General features: G+C 61.7%; 15 protein-coding genes. 8 read left to right on the top strand and 7 right to left on the bottom strand.

Annotation, left to right across the window (positions count from 1 at the left end; translation table 11 throughout):
* Nucleotides 1–201 precede the first annotated feature (201 nt).
* Nucleotides 202–981 (bottom strand): peroxide stress protein YaaA, encoded by a 780-nt coding sequence (yaaA, locus tag BV82_RS22365; protein WP_036996821.1) that lies wholly within the window; start codon nucleotides 979–981, stop codon nucleotides 202–204.
* Nucleotides 982–1115: 134 nt separating this feature from the next.
* On the opposite strand from yaaA, the gene BV82_RS22360 reads away from it, so the two are divergent.
* Nucleotides 1116–2243 carry a polysaccharide deacetylase family protein gene (locus BV82_RS22360; protein ID WP_036996819.1) on the top strand — a complete coding sequence of 376 codons (1128 nt, stop codon included), beginning with the start codon at nucleotides 1116–1118 and terminating at the stop codon, nucleotides 2241–2243.
* Between the two features lie 340 nt (nucleotides 2244–2583).
* Nucleotides 2584–3978 (top strand): PhoH family protein, encoded by a 1395-nt coding sequence (locus tag BV82_RS22355; RefSeq protein ID WP_010220720.1) that lies wholly within the window; start codon nucleotides 2584–2586, stop codon nucleotides 3976–3978.
* A gap of 63 nt (nucleotides 3979–4041) precedes the next feature.
* On the opposite strand, the gene BV82_RS22350 is transcribed toward BV82_RS22355, so the two are convergent.
* On the bottom strand, nucleotides 4042–4290 hold the full coding sequence (locus tag BV82_RS22350) for a hypothetical protein (RefSeq protein WP_010220721.1): 249 nt from the start codon (nucleotides 4288–4290) through the stop codon (nucleotides 4042–4044).
* 186 nt (nucleotides 4291–4476) lie between these two features.
* On the opposite strand from BV82_RS22350, the gene moaC reads away from it, so the two are divergent.
* The 4 genes from moaC (at nucleotide 4477) to BV82_RS22330 (ending at nucleotide 6592) form a co-directional block, all read left to right on the top strand.
* Complete coding sequence (gene moaC, locus BV82_RS22345) at nucleotides 4477–4953, top strand: cyclic pyranopterin monophosphate synthase MoaC (RefSeq protein ID WP_010220726.1); 477 nt, start codon at nucleotides 4477–4479, stop codon at nucleotides 4951–4953.
* The gene (locus BV82_RS22340) at nucleotides 4950–5195 is read left to right on the top strand and encodes a MoaD family protein (RefSeq protein WP_010220727.1); all 246 of its coding nucleotides are present in this window, start codon (nucleotides 4950–4952) and stop codon (nucleotides 5193–5195) included. The genes moaC and BV82_RS22340 overlap by 4 nt, the downstream gene beginning before the upstream one ends.
* Nucleotide 5196: 1 nt before the next feature.
* Complete coding sequence (moaE, locus tag BV82_RS22335; protein WP_010220728.1) at nucleotides 5197–5643, top strand: molybdopterin synthase catalytic subunit MoaE; 447 nt, start codon at nucleotides 5197–5199, stop codon at nucleotides 5641–5643.
* 172 nt (nucleotides 5644–5815) lie between these two features.
* Entirely contained in the window at nucleotides 5816–6592 is a 777-nt protein-coding gene (locus BV82_RS22330) for an ABC transporter substrate-binding protein (protein WP_010220729.1), read from the top strand.
* 29 nt (nucleotides 6593–6621) lie between these two features.
* On the opposite strand, the gene BV82_RS22325 is transcribed toward BV82_RS22330, so the two are convergent.
* The 5 genes from BV82_RS22325 to BV82_RS22305 form a co-directional block, all read right to left on the bottom strand.
* Complete coding sequence (locus tag BV82_RS22325; protein WP_010220730.1) at nucleotides 6622–7248, bottom strand: helix-turn-helix transcriptional regulator; 627 nt, start codon at nucleotides 7246–7248, stop codon at nucleotides 6622–6624.
* A gap of 74 nt (nucleotides 7249–7322) precedes the next feature.
* Entirely contained in the window at nucleotides 7323–8453 is a 1131-nt protein-coding gene (locus tag BV82_RS22320; protein WP_036996817.1) for an NAD(P)/FAD-dependent oxidoreductase, read from the bottom strand.
* A gap of 10 nt (nucleotides 8454–8463) precedes the next feature.
* Nucleotides 8464–9414, bottom strand: coding sequence for an ornithine cyclodeaminase family protein (locus BV82_RS22315; protein WP_159389132.1), 951 nt, complete (start codon nucleotides 9412–9414; stop codon nucleotides 8464–8466).
* 153 nt (nucleotides 9415–9567) lie between these two features.
* Nucleotides 9568–10995, bottom strand: a complete 1428-nt coding sequence (rhlB, locus tag BV82_RS22310) for an ATP-dependent RNA helicase RhlB (protein ID WP_232531776.1) — start codon at nucleotides 10993–10995, stop codon at nucleotides 9568–9570.
* 102 nt (nucleotides 10996–11097) lie between these two features.
* The gene (locus BV82_RS22305; protein WP_010220734.1) at nucleotides 11098–11754 is read right to left on the bottom strand and encodes an alpha/beta hydrolase; all 657 of its coding nucleotides are present in this window, start codon (nucleotides 11752–11754) and stop codon (nucleotides 11098–11100) included.
* Between the two features lie 335 nt (nucleotides 11755–12089).
* Between BV82_RS22305 and BV82_RS22300 the strand changes: the two genes are divergently transcribed.
* Nucleotides 12090–13118 (top strand): amino acid ABC transporter substrate-binding protein, encoded by a 1029-nt coding sequence (locus BV82_RS22300; protein ID WP_010220735.1) that lies wholly within the window; start codon nucleotides 12090–12092, stop codon nucleotides 13116–13118.
* Nucleotides 13119–13185: 67 nt separating this feature from the next.
* Nucleotides 13186–14364 carry an amino acid ABC transporter permease gene (locus BV82_RS22295; RefSeq protein ID WP_036996802.1) on the top strand — a complete coding sequence of 393 codons (1179 nt, stop codon included), beginning with the start codon at nucleotides 13186–13188 and terminating at the stop codon, nucleotides 14362–14364.

Here is a 14364-nt window from a genome sequence, read left to right as displayed (position 1 = left end):
GCCAGTACCGGAAATTATTTTTCGAAATTCGTCAAAAAATTACGAACGGTCTTATGGCATTTTGCAATAAAACTAGGTGGGTGGTTTTTTGACGTCAGGATTGTGGCGATTATTCAGGCGTCATCGCTGGCAAGCCAGTGCCCACAAAAACCTGTGGGAGCTGGCTTGCCAGCGATTGGGCTGTGAAGCGGCCCCAGAGGGTTACTCGTCCGGATGATCGCGCAGGAACACCAGGTTATCGGCCTTCGACAGCTCGGCACTGTAGTAGTAGCCCTGCACATCGAACTGCTTGAGCTGTTCGGGATCGTTGATGCGTTCCTGGATCACGAAACGGCTCATCATGCCGCGGGCCTTCTTGGCGTAGAAGCTGATGATCTTGTACTGGCCGTTCTTGAAGTCGCGAAATTCGGTATTGATCACCCGCGCCTTGAGGGCACTGCGCTTGACCGCGCTGAAGTACTCGTTGCTGGCCAGGTTCAGCAGCAGCTCGTCGCCTTGCTCGGCCAGGGCCTGGTTCAGCCATTCGCTGATGCGCGTGCCCCAGAAGGCATACAGGTCCTTGCCACGGGCGTTGGCGAGCTTGGTGCCCATTTCCAGGCGATAGGGCTGCATCAGGTCCAGCGGGCGCAGCAGGCCGTACAGGCCGGAGAGCATGCGCAGGTGATCCTGGGCGTAGCTGAAGTCGTCTTCGCTGAGGGTCTGGGCATCGAGACCGGTGTACACGTCACCCTTGAACGCCAGCAGCGCCTGTTTGGCGTTTTCCGGGGTGAAGGCCGGGGTCCAGCTGCCGAAGCGCGCGGCATTGAGACCTGCGAGCTTGTCGGAGAGGTGCATCAGTTCGCTGATCTGCGCAGGCGACAGTTCACGCAGTTGCACGATCAGTTCCTGGGAGTCGTCCAGGTACTGCGGCTGGGTGTAGCGTTGGGTCACCGGCGGGGTGTCGTAGTCGAGGGTCTTGGCGGGGGAAATCACCGTCAGCATCAGGTCGGCTCCTTTATTCGTGGCGCCGATTCTACGGGGCGGGGGCGGCGATCTCCAGCTATCAAGGTAATAGCCACAGACCATCCCGACACTTGGCGCTATAGTGCGCGGCGAGGAAAACGGAGAGCCCGATCGTGCGCATTGCCCTTCTCTTACTGGCCGGACTGTTCAGCGTTGCTGCTGGTGCAGCGCCTGCCCCGGTCGCCACCTTTGACCGCAGCCACTGGCCTGAGCCGCTCGACAGCCCGGCGTTGTTCGATGTCGCCTCGCGCGCCGAGATCCTCGGCTTCGCCCGGGTGCTGGGTGAAAGCGAGGTGCTTGATCAGGGCATCCTGGCGGCGCGGCTGAACCTGCGGCAGATCAACCTGGTGTCGATCAACAGCCTGCGCCAGCGCCTTTGGCAGCGCTTGTGGCGCAACTACGACCTGGCCCAGAAGAGCTGCGAGCAGGACGCCTCATTCTGCTATGCCATCGACGACCTGGCTGATTTTCGCAAACAGACGGCGAGCTTCGAGGTTGCCGCCGATTCCTTTTATGGCGGTTGGGCCGAGCCCGGCCGCGCTTTTCACGAGCGCTACCTGGACGAGTTGCTGCGCAAGGCCGCGCTGTTCCCGCAGACTGCCAGCGAGATCGAGCGCTTCTCCGACCTTGAGCGCAATGGCGACGAGCTCAACGACCGGCTGTTCATGCTGACCTTCGATGGCGGCCCGTCATTGGCGGGCGGTAGTACCGACGGCCTGGCCGAGTTCCTGCGCCGGCAACGGCTGTCTGCGACCTTTTTTGTGTTGGGCAACAGTCTGCAGAACCGGCGCGACAAGACCTCGCTGGCCGACCTGAGGGCGCTTTACCAGGACCAGTGCGTGGGCTTGCAAGGCTGGCAGTATCGCTCCCACGGGCAGTGGCAGGGCTGGCAGGACTCGGTACTGCGCAGCCAGGCGCGGGTGCAGGGCGACTTGCCACAGCAGTATGTGCCGTTGTTCCGGCCGCCTTACGGCCAGCGCCGTGCCGACAGCCAGGCATTCTTCGCCGGCCAGCATTTGCAGGTGGTGTTGTGGGATATCGACGCCCAGGATCAGGGCGCGTTGAACAGCGAGCAGTCGGCCCAGCGGGTGCTGACCTTGATGCTGCTGTGGCGCAAGGGGCTGATCCAGTTTCACGACGCCCAGCCCAAGGCGCAGGAAGCACTGGCCTGGTTGCTCAAGCAAACGGCGCAGAGTGGAATTGGCTGGGAAGATTGCCGGAATTTCGGCGAAAAGCTGTGAAGATGTGAGGATCGCTTGGCGCCCGGGAATAAAACGCCGCAGGCATTTCACATGACTGGATTTATGACTGTAGCGGTGCTTTGCCCCTGCGCCAAGGGCTAATTGGCCGATCGAAAAATAAACTTCAAAAAAACGTAAAAACGCTTTTTTCGGTCATGGGTTTTGCGGTATTACGAAGACAGACCGCCGAACCCTGCAGCACAGGTGGCGTCCTACGGCCCATTCTTTGTTCGCAGCTCCCTACCCGTAACGACGCGGGCCCGGGGAGAACCGGCGGCCACTTCGCGGCGCAGCACCGTTCAGGTATTGCGTCGTCTGGCTCCCACAAAGGTGACCGAGTATGGATGATCAAGGACGCACCACTTCCTCCAACCAGCCAATCCTTTATGTGCTCGATACCAATGTACTGATTCACGATCCCAACGCATTGCTCAACTTCGAGGAGCATCACGTCGCCATCCCGATGACGGTGCTGGAGGAGCTCGACAAACTCAAGACCGGCAAACACACGATTGCCGCCGAATGTCGCCAGGCCATCCGCCTGATCGACCAGACCCTGGGCGATGCCACGCCGGCCGATGTCGAGCAGGGCGTGCCGATCCAGCGGGGCAAGAGTGGCCCCAAAGGCTTTTTGTCCATTCTCATGAGCCCGCGCAACGAGCCCAACCGCCTGCTGCCGGAAAACCTCGCAGACAACATCATCATCAACCAGTTGCTGGAGCTGCGTGGTCGACGCAAGGAAATGGACGTGGTGCTGGTCACCAAAGATATCAACATGCGCCTCAAGGCCCGCGCCTGTGGGATCGCGGCCGAGGACTACAGCACCGACCAGTTGGTTGACGACGTTTCCCTGCTGTCCAAGGGCTATCACAGCGTCACCGGCTCGTTCTGGGACCGCGTCAGCAAGGTCGAGACCCGCCAGGACCATGGCCGCACCTGGCACCGGGTGCAGATGATCGATAACCTGCCGGCCGTGCATATCAACGAGTTCATCATCGACGAACAGGGCTTCGTCGGCTGGATCAAGGGCATCAAGGATGGCGAGCTGGTGCTGCTCGACCTGCACCAGGAGCCACTGCTGCACCAGGAGGCCTGGGGCCTCAAGCCCCGGGACATTCATCAGAGCCTGGCGCTGTTCGCCTTGCTTGACCCGGACATTCACCTGGTCAACCTGACCGGCGCCGCCGGTTCCGGCAAGACCATCCTGGCCCTGGCTGCCGCCATCGAGCAGACCATGGTCAGCAAGCGCTACCGGCGCATCATCGCCACCCGCAGCGTGCAGGGGCTGGACCAGGAAATCGGCTTCCTGCCGGGTACCGAAGCAGAAAAAATGGAGCCTTGGCTCGGGGCAATCACCGACAACCTCGAAGCCTTGCACATGGATGACGAAAACACCCATGGCAGCGTCGAGTACATCCTCGAGCGTGTACCGCTGCAGTTCAAATCGCTGAACTACATTCGGGGCCGCAGCTTCCAGCAGAGCCTGATCCTGATCGACGAATGCCAGAACCTCACCCCGCACCAGATGAAAACCATCATCACCCGTGCCGGCACCGGTTCCAAGGTGATCTGCCTGGGCAACCTGGCGCAGATCGACACCCCTTACCTGTCCGCTACCAGCTCCGGCCTTACCTACCTGACCGAGCGCTTCAAGGACTTCCCCAACGGCGTGCACATCACCCTGCAGGGCGTGCCGCGCTCGATTCTGGCCGAATACGCCGAATCGCACCTGTAACCATCACGGAGGTTGTAAAAAAGCCCGCATCAGTCGATGCGGGCTTTTTCATTGCCGGTGACTTCATTTCCAGCCACGGCCAAAACCGCTCCAGCCGGTGAAAATCACGCTGATGATGGTGTCGTCCCCGTCGAGAATCAGCAGGTAAGGGCTTTGCCCGGTGTAACCAATGACCCCCGGCCGAATCTCGGTGACTTCACCCCCGCCTGCCGTTTCGCTGATCTGTTTGGCTAGCTGCTTGCTGAATGTTTTGCCAATGTATGGAGCAAAGACGGGTTGCAACTTTTCGTAGTCTTTCGCGTTAATGACCATAGCGGTGCCTCCTGGCGTCGGGTAATGGTGTCTTCAAGTGTGCAGCGTTGCCAGTTTCTACCTGCCCGAGCGCCAGCGTGTAATAGATGAATAACGCACATTAAAAGACGCTGGCATTGCCCGCGCTTGTCGCTAAGGCCTGACTCGAGGGTTTACAATCGGCTGTCCTGAAGCAGGAGTAACGCTGTGCTGACTCATCTCGATTCCCAAGGTCGCGCCAATATGGTCGACGTCACCGATAAAGCCGTGACTTCGCGTGAGGCCGTGGCCGAAGCGCGGGTGCGCATGCTCCCGCAAACCCTGCAGATGATCGTCGAAGGCGAGCACCCCAAGGGTGACGTGTTTGCCGTGGCGCGCATTGCTGGCATCCAGGCGGCAAAGAAAACCAGCGACCTGATTCCGTTGTGCCACCCGTTGCTGCTGACCAGCGTCAAGGTCGAGCTCAGCGCTGAAGGCAACGACACCGTTTACATCGTCGCCCGTTGCAAGCTGGCCGGGCAGACCGGCGTGGAAATGGAAGCCCTGACCGCTGCCAGCGTCGCGGCCCTGACCATCTACGACATGTGCAAGGCGGTCGACCGCGGCATGATCATCGATGGCGTGCGCGTGCTGGAGAAACTGGGCGGCAAGAGCGGCCATTACCAGGCGGATGAAGTCAAATGAACATTAAGGTGATGTATTTCGCCCGTTACCGGGAGGTTCTGGGTATCGACGTCGAGAAGCTCGACGGTTCGTTCGCTACCCTGGATGACGTACGCAAGGCACTGGTCGCAAAGGGCGGCAAGTATGAGGTGCTGAGCGAACAGAACCTGATGTGCGCGCGTAACGAAGAGCTGTGCAAGCTGGACGAGCCGCTCGAAGACGGTGACGAAGTAGCGTTCTTCCCGCCAGTGACCGGAGGCTGAGATGAGCGTTCGAGTCCAGGCCGAGGCCTTTGATCCGGGTGTCGAAGTCAACGCCATGCACGCGGCCAATGTTGGCGTGGGCGCGGTGGTGGGTTTTGTCGGCTACGTGCGCGACTTCAATGATGGCCAGGACGTGGCGGGGATGTTTCTGGAACACTACCCGGGCATGACCGAAAAGGCCCTGGGCAAGATCGTGGTTGAAGCCGAGCAGCGCTGGCCACTGCTCAAGGTCGAGGTGCTGCACCGTATCGGCGGCCTTGAACCGGGTGAGCCGATCGTCTTCGTCGGTGTCGCCAGTGCTCATCGCCAGGCCGCGTTCGACGCCTGCAATTTCATCATGGACTACCTCAAGACCCGTGCGCCGTTCTGGAAGAAGGAACAGACCGGGGACGGCCCGCGTTGGGTCGAAGGCAAGCAGAGTGATGAGGACGCTGCCGGGCGCTGGTAACCCTGTGGGAGCTGGCTTGCCAGCTCCCACAATGCTTTTGCTTGTTGAGTTTTAATACGAAAAAGTCCAGTATGGAATTATGAGTACAAAATAGTTCCAGGCCGCCCCTTGCCTGCCCGCCTTTCCCTCTGTCTTGCAACACACCTCCAACAACGAGCGAGAGAGACCCGTCATGAACAAGTTCACCCTGATCAGCGGTCTGGCCATGAGCCTGTTGGCCAGCAGCAGTCTGTACGCCGCTGGGGATACCCTGCGCATCGGCATCGAAGCCGCCTACCCACCCTTTGCCTCGAAGAATGACAAAGGCCAGATCGTCGGTTTCGACTACGACATCGGCAACGCCCTGTGCGCGCAGATGCAGGTCAAGTGTGAATGGAAAGAAGTCGAGTTCGACGGCCTGATCCCTTCACTGAAAGTGAAGAAAATCGACGCCGCGCTGTCGTCGATGACCATCAGCGAAGAGCGCAAGAAGTCCGTGGACTTCACCCACAAGTACTACTTCACCTCATCGCGGCTGGTGATGAAAAAAGGTGCGGTGGTCGATGACCAGTACGAAAGCCTCAAGGGCAAGACCGTCGGCGTGCAGCGGGCGACCACCACTGATCGCTACGCCACCGAAGTGTTCGAACCCAAGGGCATCAAGGTCCAGCGTTACGGCAACAACGAAGAAATCTACATGGACCTGGCATCCGGTCGGGTCGATGCGATTTTTGCCGACACCATTCCCCTGGAAGACTTCCTGTCCATGCCCCGCGGCGCGGACTACGCCTTTACCGGCCCAGAGCTCAAAGATCCGAAATACGTCGGTGAGGGCGCGGGGATTGCCGTGCGCAAGGGCAATGGCGAGCTGGTCAGCCAGCTCAACCAGGCCATCGACGCTATCCGCGCCAACGGCGAATACCAGAAGATCCAGGCCAAGTACTTCAAGTCGGACATCTACGGCGACTGATCGCCGACTCACTCAAGGCCTGGAGCCAGTCAGGCCTTGAGTTCCTTCAGGTGTTTGTACACCGTCGCCCGTCCCATCCCCAGCACATTGGCCACATAGTTGGCCGCACTCTTGCCTTTGAACGCGCCTTCGGCGTGCAGGGCCAGCACCAGTTCGCGCTTGTGGTCGCGGCTGAGCAGGTTGAGGCTCAGTTGCCGTTGACGCAGCCAGCTGTTGAGGAAGGTGTTGATGCGTTCTTGCCAGTCATCGCGAAACAGCGCATCGGGCTGCGGGATCAACTTGCTTGGCGAGAGGAACAGGTCCAGCGCCGCCTTGGCGTTCTCGAACAGAGAGATATTCAGGTTGATGCACAGCACCGCCAGCGGCTTGCCGGCCGGGTCGCGCAGCACGGTGCTCAGCGAGCGGATCTTCTGCCCGTCCCAATTGAGTTTTTCGTAGGGGCCGATGTTGGTCTCGTCGGTGCCTGCCTCGAGCATGTCCTCCAGGGCCGCCTCATCGCCAATCTCGCGCTTGGACAGGTTGTTGGCGATGTAATCGATCTTCTGGCTGCGCAGATCGTGCAGCACTACTTCGGCGTGGGGGAAGAACAGGGTGGCGATGGCGTCGGCGATGGCCCGGTAGTTTTGCAGGGCGGGATCGGGGCGGGGTGTGGGCATTCGGGCAGGCTCCAGGCGGTGTCAGCGCCCTTGGCGAAAGGGCGCTGGGAGTGTGCCGCAATCGCGGCCGGGCGTCACCCTTGCAGGCGGCGCGGCGACAGCATTGCGGCGTTCAGGCCAAAGCCCTTGAGTGCTTCGGGCAAGTCCTCGCCACGCACCAGGGCGGCGCTGGCCTGGCCCATGGCCGGCGAGGTCTGGATGCCATAGCCGCCTTGCGCGGCAACCCAGAACAGGCCCGGTACCTGTGGATCGAAGCCGGCTACCAGGTCGCCGTCGGCAACGAAGCTGCGCAACCCGGCCCAGGTGCGGGTCGGGCGGCGAATGCTCAGGGTGGTGGCTTCTTCGATCTGGTAGATGCCCATGGCGATGTCCAGTTCTTCGGCCTGCACATCATGGGGCTCGACCGGGTCGGCATTGGCCGGAGAGCCGAGCAGCATGCCGGCGTCGGGTTTCATGTAGAACGATTCATCGAGGCTGACCAGCATTGGCCAGGCTTGGCTGTCGATACCTTCGGGGCCGGCGAAGATGAACGCGGCGCGGCGCTTGGGCTGCAAGCCCAGCGGCTGGGCGCCGGCCAGTTCAGCGATCTTGTCGGCCCAGGCACCGGCGGCGTTGATCAGCACGGGGGCGCTGAAGCTGCCACGGCTGGTCTGCACCTGCCAGAGACCGTCGGCGTCGCGGCGCAGTTGCTGAACCTCGCAGTCGCTGTGCACCTCGCCCTGCTGGCGGCGAATGCCGCGCAGATAGCCCTGATGCAGGGCGTCGGTGTCGATGTCGCTGGCGCTCGGGTCATACAGGGCGCCATGCACCTTGTCGCGGCGCAGCACCGGCAGGCGCGCGCAGGCCTGCTCGGCGCTGAGCAGCTCGACTTCCGGCACGCAGGCCTTGGCGCTCTGGTACTGGCGCTGCAACTCTTCAGGGTCGCCGTTGAGGTCGACTGTCATTTCCCCGCGCGGGCTGAGCAGCGGGTGCTCGGCGAAGCCTGCTGGCGGGTGGTCGAAAAACGCGCGGCTGGCCAGGGTCAGCGCGCGCACTTGTGGCGTGCCATAGGCGGCGGTGTACAGCGCCGCCGAGCGGCCGGTGGAGTGGTAGCCCGGCTGCGACTCGCGCTCAAGCAGCAGCACCCGGCCGTGGCCGGCCAGCCAGTAGCCGGTGGAGGCGCCGGCAATACCGGCGCCGATGATGATGAAATCAGCCTGTTGCATGGAGGTTTCCTCAGTCGGCGCGTGGCAGGCGGTACAGGGCGTTGGCCAGGGCGATGTCTTCAAGGCCCAGGCCGATGGAGCGGAAGAAGGCGTGGCGCTGGTAGGTCGGTTTTTGCGCTGCGCCACTGATCAATTGCGCCAGATCGCCGACGATCGCTTCGGCTTGCCAGCCATGTTGCTCGGAGGCGATGCGCATCTCACCGGCGCTGCCCGGGGTGGTCACCCGGTAATCGCAGTAGACGTCCATCTCGTTCAAGCTCGCTGGCGGCACTTCATGGGCGCGGACGGCATTGGTACTGATCGAGGTGATCAACGCGGGCTTGCTCAACTGGCGTGGGTCGAGCACCGGGCTGGCCGAGGAGGTGCACAGCAGGATCACGTCGGCATCCGCCACGGCCTGCTCCAGGCTCGCGCAGAGCACCAGACGTGGATCAAGATCGGTCAGGGCCTGGCGCTGCCCGGCCGACTGTTCGCTAAGGCTTGGCGAGTACAGGCGGATATCCTGCCACTCGCGCAGGCCGCGGGCGTAATGCAGGTGCGCGCGGGCAATCGGGCCGCTGCCGACCAGGGTCAGGCGCCGGGCGTCAGTGGCCGCCAGGGCGTCGACGGCCACGGCGGTGGTGGCGGCGGTGCGCGCGGTGGTCAGCTCGCCGGCATCGCACAGGAGCAGGGGTTGGCCGCTGTCCATGGACATCAGCAGGGTCCAGGCGGTGACCAGCGGGCCTTGCTCACGGACGATGTAGGGCGAGGTCTTGACCCCGTAGACGCGCTCCTGGGCCAGTACGCCGCCATAGTTGATGAAGTCGCCTTTGCCTGCCGGAAACTCCACCAGTTGCTGGGGCGGTTGCACCGCTTGCCCGGCTGCCAGGTCACGGAACAGGTTGCGCAGGATCTGCGGGACATCCACCTGGGCGAGCAGTTGGCGAGCGTGCTGTTGATCGATGACGAGAGGCGCAGACATGCGAAGCTCCAAATGAACTATTTTGTCTATTATGGACTTTTTGTTTATTTGGGCAATATCGGAAGGATTAAATGGACGAAAAGCATCGCGGGGCAAGCCCGCTCCTACAGGTTGGTGTAGGAGCGGGCTTGCCCCGCGATAGGTTCAGCGTTATCAGTGATGCTTGCGCGGTACCGGCTTGAGCAGCTCGGTTGGCGGCATCTCGCAGCTGATCTTGCGTCCCAGCAGCGCTTCGATGGCCGGCAGCTGGTAGGAGTCGTCTTCACCAGCGAAGCTGATTGACACGCCGCTGGTGCCGGCACGGCCGGTACGGCCGATACGGTGCACGTAGTCGTCCGGGTCTTCCGGCAGGGTGAAGTTGATCACATGGCTGATGCCGTCGATATGGATACCGCGGCCAGCCACATCGGTGGCCACCAGCACGGTGATGCGCCCTTCGCGGAAGCTCTCCAGGGTCTTGATCCGCTTGTGCTGCGGCACGTCGCCCGACAGTTGGGCGGCGTTGACGCCGTCGCGCACCAGGCGCTCCTCGATGCGCCGCACTTCGTCCTTGCGGTTGGCAAAGACCATCACCCGTTCCCACTTGTTCTCGGTCACCAGGTTGTACAGCAGCTTGTACTTGTCACTGCCGGCCACGGCATAGACGTGCTGCTCGACGGTTTCGCTGGCGACATTCTCCGGTTCGATCTCGACGATTGCCGGGTCCGTGGTCCACTGCTTGGCCAGGTTCATCACGTCTTCGGTGAAGGTAGCCGAGAACAGCAGGGTCTGGCGCTCGCTCTTGGGTGGGGTCTGGCGGATGATCTGCCGAACCTGGGGGATGAAGCCCATGTCGAGCATGCGGTCGGCTTCGTCCAGGACCAGCACTTCGACCATGTCCAGGTGCGCTTCGCCGCGCTGGTTGAAGTCCAGCAGACGGCCCGGGGTGGCCACCAGGATGTCGCAGTGGCGGGCTTCGAGGGCCTTGAGCTGCTTGTCGAAGTCCATGCCACCGACGAAGGTCATGACGTTCAGGCCGGTGTATTTGGTCAGTGCCGCGGCGTCTTTGGCGATCTGTACGACCAGTTCGCGGGTCGGGGCAATGATCAGCGCCCGAGGCTCGCCCATGTAGCGCTCTTTTGGCGGCGGGGTCTGCTGCAGCTGGGTAATGATCGAAATCAGGAAGGCTGCGGTCTTGCCGGTGCCGGTCTGGGCCCGGCCGATGGCGTCTTTGCCACGCAGGGTGTAACCCAGGACCTGGGCCTGGATCGGCGTGCAATACGGGAAGCCGAGGTCGTGGATCGCATGCATCAGCTCGGGCGAGAGCTTGAAGTCATGGAAGCGGGTCTTGCCTTCCTGCGGCTCGACGGCGAAGTCTTCCAGCTTCCAGGTGGAGGCTGCGGGTTTTGGCTTGCGCTCACGGCGCGGCTTGGCCTCAGCCGGTTTTTCGGCGCGAACCGGGGCAGGGGCCTCGGTCTTGAGCGGTGCCGACGGGGCAGGGGCCTGGGGTGCTGCGGGCGGCTGCTTCACGGGGGCAGCGGTTTCGGTGGCGAGTTGCTCAACCTCGCTCTTGCCGAACATCTTCTTGAGTGCTTTGAGCACGGTCATCTCATCAATTGGTTAAGGAATGTACGCCGGGCAGTGTAATGCAAGATTCGGGCGCGGCGTAGTGGATTGCACTGACAACTACAGGGAAGTCTGCTTTTAGCGCAGGCGTTCGCTCAGCCATTGGCCGATATCGTGGATCTCCTTGGGCAGCACCTCGTGCTCCATCGGGTATTCCTTCCACTCGGCGTCGACACCCCAATGCTGGAGGTGCTCAAAGGCGGTACGGCCCATCGCCGGCAGCACCACAGGATCATAAACACCGTGCAGGCACAGGGCCGGGGTCCGTTGCTGGCAGGCGCTCAGTTCGCGTTCCTGGGCGAAGGTCGGGGCATAGGTCGACAGGGCGATAACGCCACCCAATGCTTCCTGCCACTTTATATAGGCAGTGTGCAGCACCACCGCGCCGCCCTGGGAGAAACCGGCGAGGATGATGCGCGCCAGATCCACCCCCTTAGCCTGTTCGGCCTTGATCAGTTCGATCACCTGGTCGGCTGACGCCTGCAGTTGCTCTTCATCGATGGCCCGTGCCGGGGTCATGGCCTTGATGTCGTACCAACTGGGCATTTCATAGCCACCGTTGATGGTTACCGGGCGGGTGGGCGCCTGGGGCATGACGAAGCGGGTGGTCAGCAGCACTTCCTGCAAGGCCTCGGCGACCGGCATGAAGTCGTAACGATCGGCCCCCAGGCCGTGCAACCAGATCACACAGGCATCAGCGTTTTTTTGTGGTTCGAGAATCAGCGGGTGGGTCATGACTGCTCCGAAAGTGTGCGCGCGCTCTTGTTTGCGTGCATGAAATGAAGGCGCGTCGGGTAAATCCGGGAAAAACCTGTCGCAACGCTGCAAGTTTCCCTCTTGACGTGAACTGAAACGCTTTAGCCCCTCAGTGTGGTACGCGCTTTGCTATGAAACTCCTGATGCGAGGTTACACGTTTTGGACGGTAACACCCGTTAGCGGTCCCCAAGGCTGTCACAGAACAGCGCATTGCGCCAATTGACCCAAAAACAAGCCAACACGGGTCGGATGCGCCTCATAAGGGTGCGGTGCAATCCCGGCTCACACAACAAGAGCAAAACTGGAGGTTTGAATGAAGATGTTGAAATCCACACTGGCAGTGGTTACCGCTGCTACCGCGTTGAGTATCAGCGGTTTCGCACAGGCAGGTGCGACCCTGGACGCAGTACAGAAGAAGGGATTCGTTCAATGTGGTGTCAGTGACGGTTTGCCGGGCTTCTCGGTGCCGGATGCCAAGGGCAACATCGTCGGGATCGACGCCGACGTCTGCCGCGCGGTGGCCGCTGCGGTGTTCGGTGACGCCAAGAAGGTCAAGTTCAGCCAGCTCAACGCCAAGGAACGCTTCACCGCGCTGCAGTCCGGCGAAGTCGATGTGCTGTCGCGTAACACTACCTGGACCAGCTCCCGTGACGCCGGCATGGGCCTGGTGTTCGCCGGTGTTACCTACTACGACGGCATTGGTTTCCTGGTCAACAAGAAGCTGGGTGTTTCCAGCGCCAAGGAACTGGACGGTGCAACCATCTGCATCCAGGCCGGCACCACCACTGAACTCAACGTCTCCGACTACTTCCGCGCCAATGGCCTGAAGTACACCCCGATCACCTTCGACACCTCCGACGAGAGCGCCAAGTCGCTGGAATCCGGCCGCTGCGACGTGCTGACCTCCGACAAGTCGCAGCTCTACGCACAGCGCTCCAAGCTGGCCGCCCCGGCCGATTACGTGGTACTGCCGGAGACCATCTCCAAGGAGCCGCTGGGCCCGGTGGTGCGCAAAGGCGATGAAGAGTGGTTCAGCATCGTCAAGTGGACCCTGTTCGCCATGCTCAATGCCGAAGAGATGGGGATCACCTCGAAGAACGTCGAGGCCGAAGCCAAGGCCACCAAGAACCCTGACGTGGCCCGTATGCTCGGCGCCGATGGCGAGTACGGCAAAGACCTGAAACTGCCGAAGGACTGGGTAGTGCAGATCGTCAAGCAGGTCGGCAACTACGGCGAAGTCTTCGAGAAAAACCTGGGCAAGGAAACCCCACTGCAAATCGACCGCGGTCTGAACGCCCTGTGGAACAACGGCGGCATCCAGTACGCGCCACCGGTGCGCTGACGGTTGCGGCCTGCGGCGGCATTCGGCCGCCGCAGGCTGTTCGGTTCCCTTCCTTTCGGGGCATTACATGCAAAATAATATCGGCGCACCCAAGGGACTATCCCTGAGCGATCCACGTGTGCGTGCGTGGCTGTTCCAGATCCTCACCGTGGTCGCGGTGGTTGGTCTGGGCTGGTACCTGTTTCACAATACCCAGACCAACCTGCAACACCGCGGGATCACCTCGGGCTTCGACTTTCTCGAACGCAGTGCCGGTTTCGGCATCGCCCAGCACCTGATCTCCTATACCGAACAGGACAGCTATGCGCGGGTTTTCGTCATCGGCCTGCTCAACACCCTGCTGGTAACCTTCATCGGCATCATTCTCGCGACCCTCTTGGGCTTCATCATCGGTGTGGCGCGACTGTCACCGAACTGGATGATCAGCAAGCTGGCCACGGTGTATGTCGAGACTTTCCGTAACATCCCACCGCTGTTGCAGATCCTGTTCTGGTACTTCGCGGTGTTTCTGACCCTGCCGGGACCGCGGGGTAGCATCAATCTCAACGACACCTTCTTTATCAGCAACCGCGGCCTGAACATGCCCGGTGCGTCCATGGCCGAGGGATTCTGGCCGTTCGTCGTCAGCCTGGCGCTGGCCATCGTCGCCATCGTGCTGATGGTGCGCCTGGCCAACCGGCGCTTTGAGGCCACCGGCGAGCCGTTCCACAAATTCTGGGTCGGCCTGTTCCTGTTCTTCGGCATTCCGGCACTGGGCGTGCTGCTGTTCGGCTCACCGCTGCACTGGGACATGCCGCAGCTCAAGGGCTTCAACTTCGTCGGCGGCTGGGTGCTGATCCCGGAACTGCTGGCCCTGACCCTGGCGCTGACCATCTACACCGCAGCCTTTATCGCCGAGATCGTGCGTTCGGGCATCCGCTCGGTGAGCTACGGCCAGACCGAAGCGGCCCGTTCCCTGGGCCTGCGCGAAGGGCCGACGCTGCGCAAGGTGATCATTCCCCAGGCCCTGCGGGTGATCATCCCACCGCTGACCAGCCAGTACCTGAACCTGGCGAAGAACTCGTCGCTGGCGGCCGGTATCGGCTACCCGGAAATGGTCTCGCTGTTCGCCGGTACCGTGCTCAACCAGACCGGCCAGGCCATCGAGGTGATCGCCATCACCATGAGCGTCTATCTGGCCATCAGCATCAGCATTTCCCTGCTGATGAACTGGTACAACAAGCGCATTGCGCTGATCGAGCGGTGA

Source organism: Pseudomonas donghuensis (genome assembly GCF_000696345.2).
GTDB classification, from domain to species: domain Bacteria; phylum Pseudomonadota; class Gammaproteobacteria; order Pseudomonadales; family Pseudomonadaceae; genus Aquipseudomonas; species Aquipseudomonas donghuensis.
Note: the sequence above shows the minus strand (reverse complement) of the source record. Positions and strands in the feature narration are given on the sequence as shown.

What these genes read in the sequence shown, in the direction of transcription:
- BV82_RS22325 (WP_010220730.1), bottom strand. Translation starts at nt 7,248, where the DNA reads ATGCCCACACCCCGCCCCGATCCCGCCCTGCAAAACTACCGGGCCATC.
- BV82_RS22355 (WP_010220720.1), top strand. Translation starts at nt 2,584, where the DNA reads ATGGATGATCAAGGACGCACCACTTCCTCCAACCAGCCAATCCTTTAT.
- BV82_RS22315 (WP_159389132.1), bottom strand. Translation starts at nt 9,414, where the DNA reads ATGTCTGCGCCTCTCGTCATCGATCAACAGCACGCTCGCCAACTGCTC.
- BV82_RS22295 (WP_036996802.1), top strand. Translation starts at nt 13,186, where the DNA reads ATGCAAAATAATATCGGCGCACCCAAGGGACTATCCCTGAGCGATCCA.
- BV82_RS22340 (WP_010220727.1), top strand. Translation starts at nt 4,950, where the DNA reads ATGAACATTAAGGTGATGTATTTCGCCCGTTACCGGGAGGTTCTGGGT.
- BV82_RS22330 (WP_010220729.1), top strand. Translation starts at nt 5,816, where the DNA reads ATGAACAAGTTCACCCTGATCAGCGGTCTGGCCATGAGCCTGTTGGCC.
- moaE (WP_010220728.1), top strand. Translation starts at nt 5,197, where the DNA reads ATGAGCGTTCGAGTCCAGGCCGAGGCCTTTGATCCGGGTGTCGAAGTC.
- yaaA (WP_036996821.1), bottom strand. Translation starts at nt 981, where the DNA reads ATGCTGACGGTGATTTCCCCCGCCAAGACCCTCGACTACGACACCCCG.
- BV82_RS22300 (WP_010220735.1), top strand. Translation starts at nt 12,090, where the DNA reads ATGAAGATGTTGAAATCCACACTGGCAGTGGTTACCGCTGCTACCGCG.
- BV82_RS22305 (WP_010220734.1), bottom strand. Translation starts at nt 11,754, where the DNA reads ATGACCCACCCGCTGATTCTCGAACCACAAAAAAACGCTGATGCCTGT.
- BV82_RS22320 (WP_036996817.1), bottom strand. Translation starts at nt 8,453, where the DNA reads ATGCAACAGGCTGATTTCATCATCATCGGCGCCGGTATTGCCGGCGCC.
- BV82_RS22350 (WP_010220721.1), bottom strand. Translation starts at nt 4,290, where the DNA reads ATGGTCATTAACGCGAAAGACTACGAAAAGTTGCAACCCGTCTTTGCT.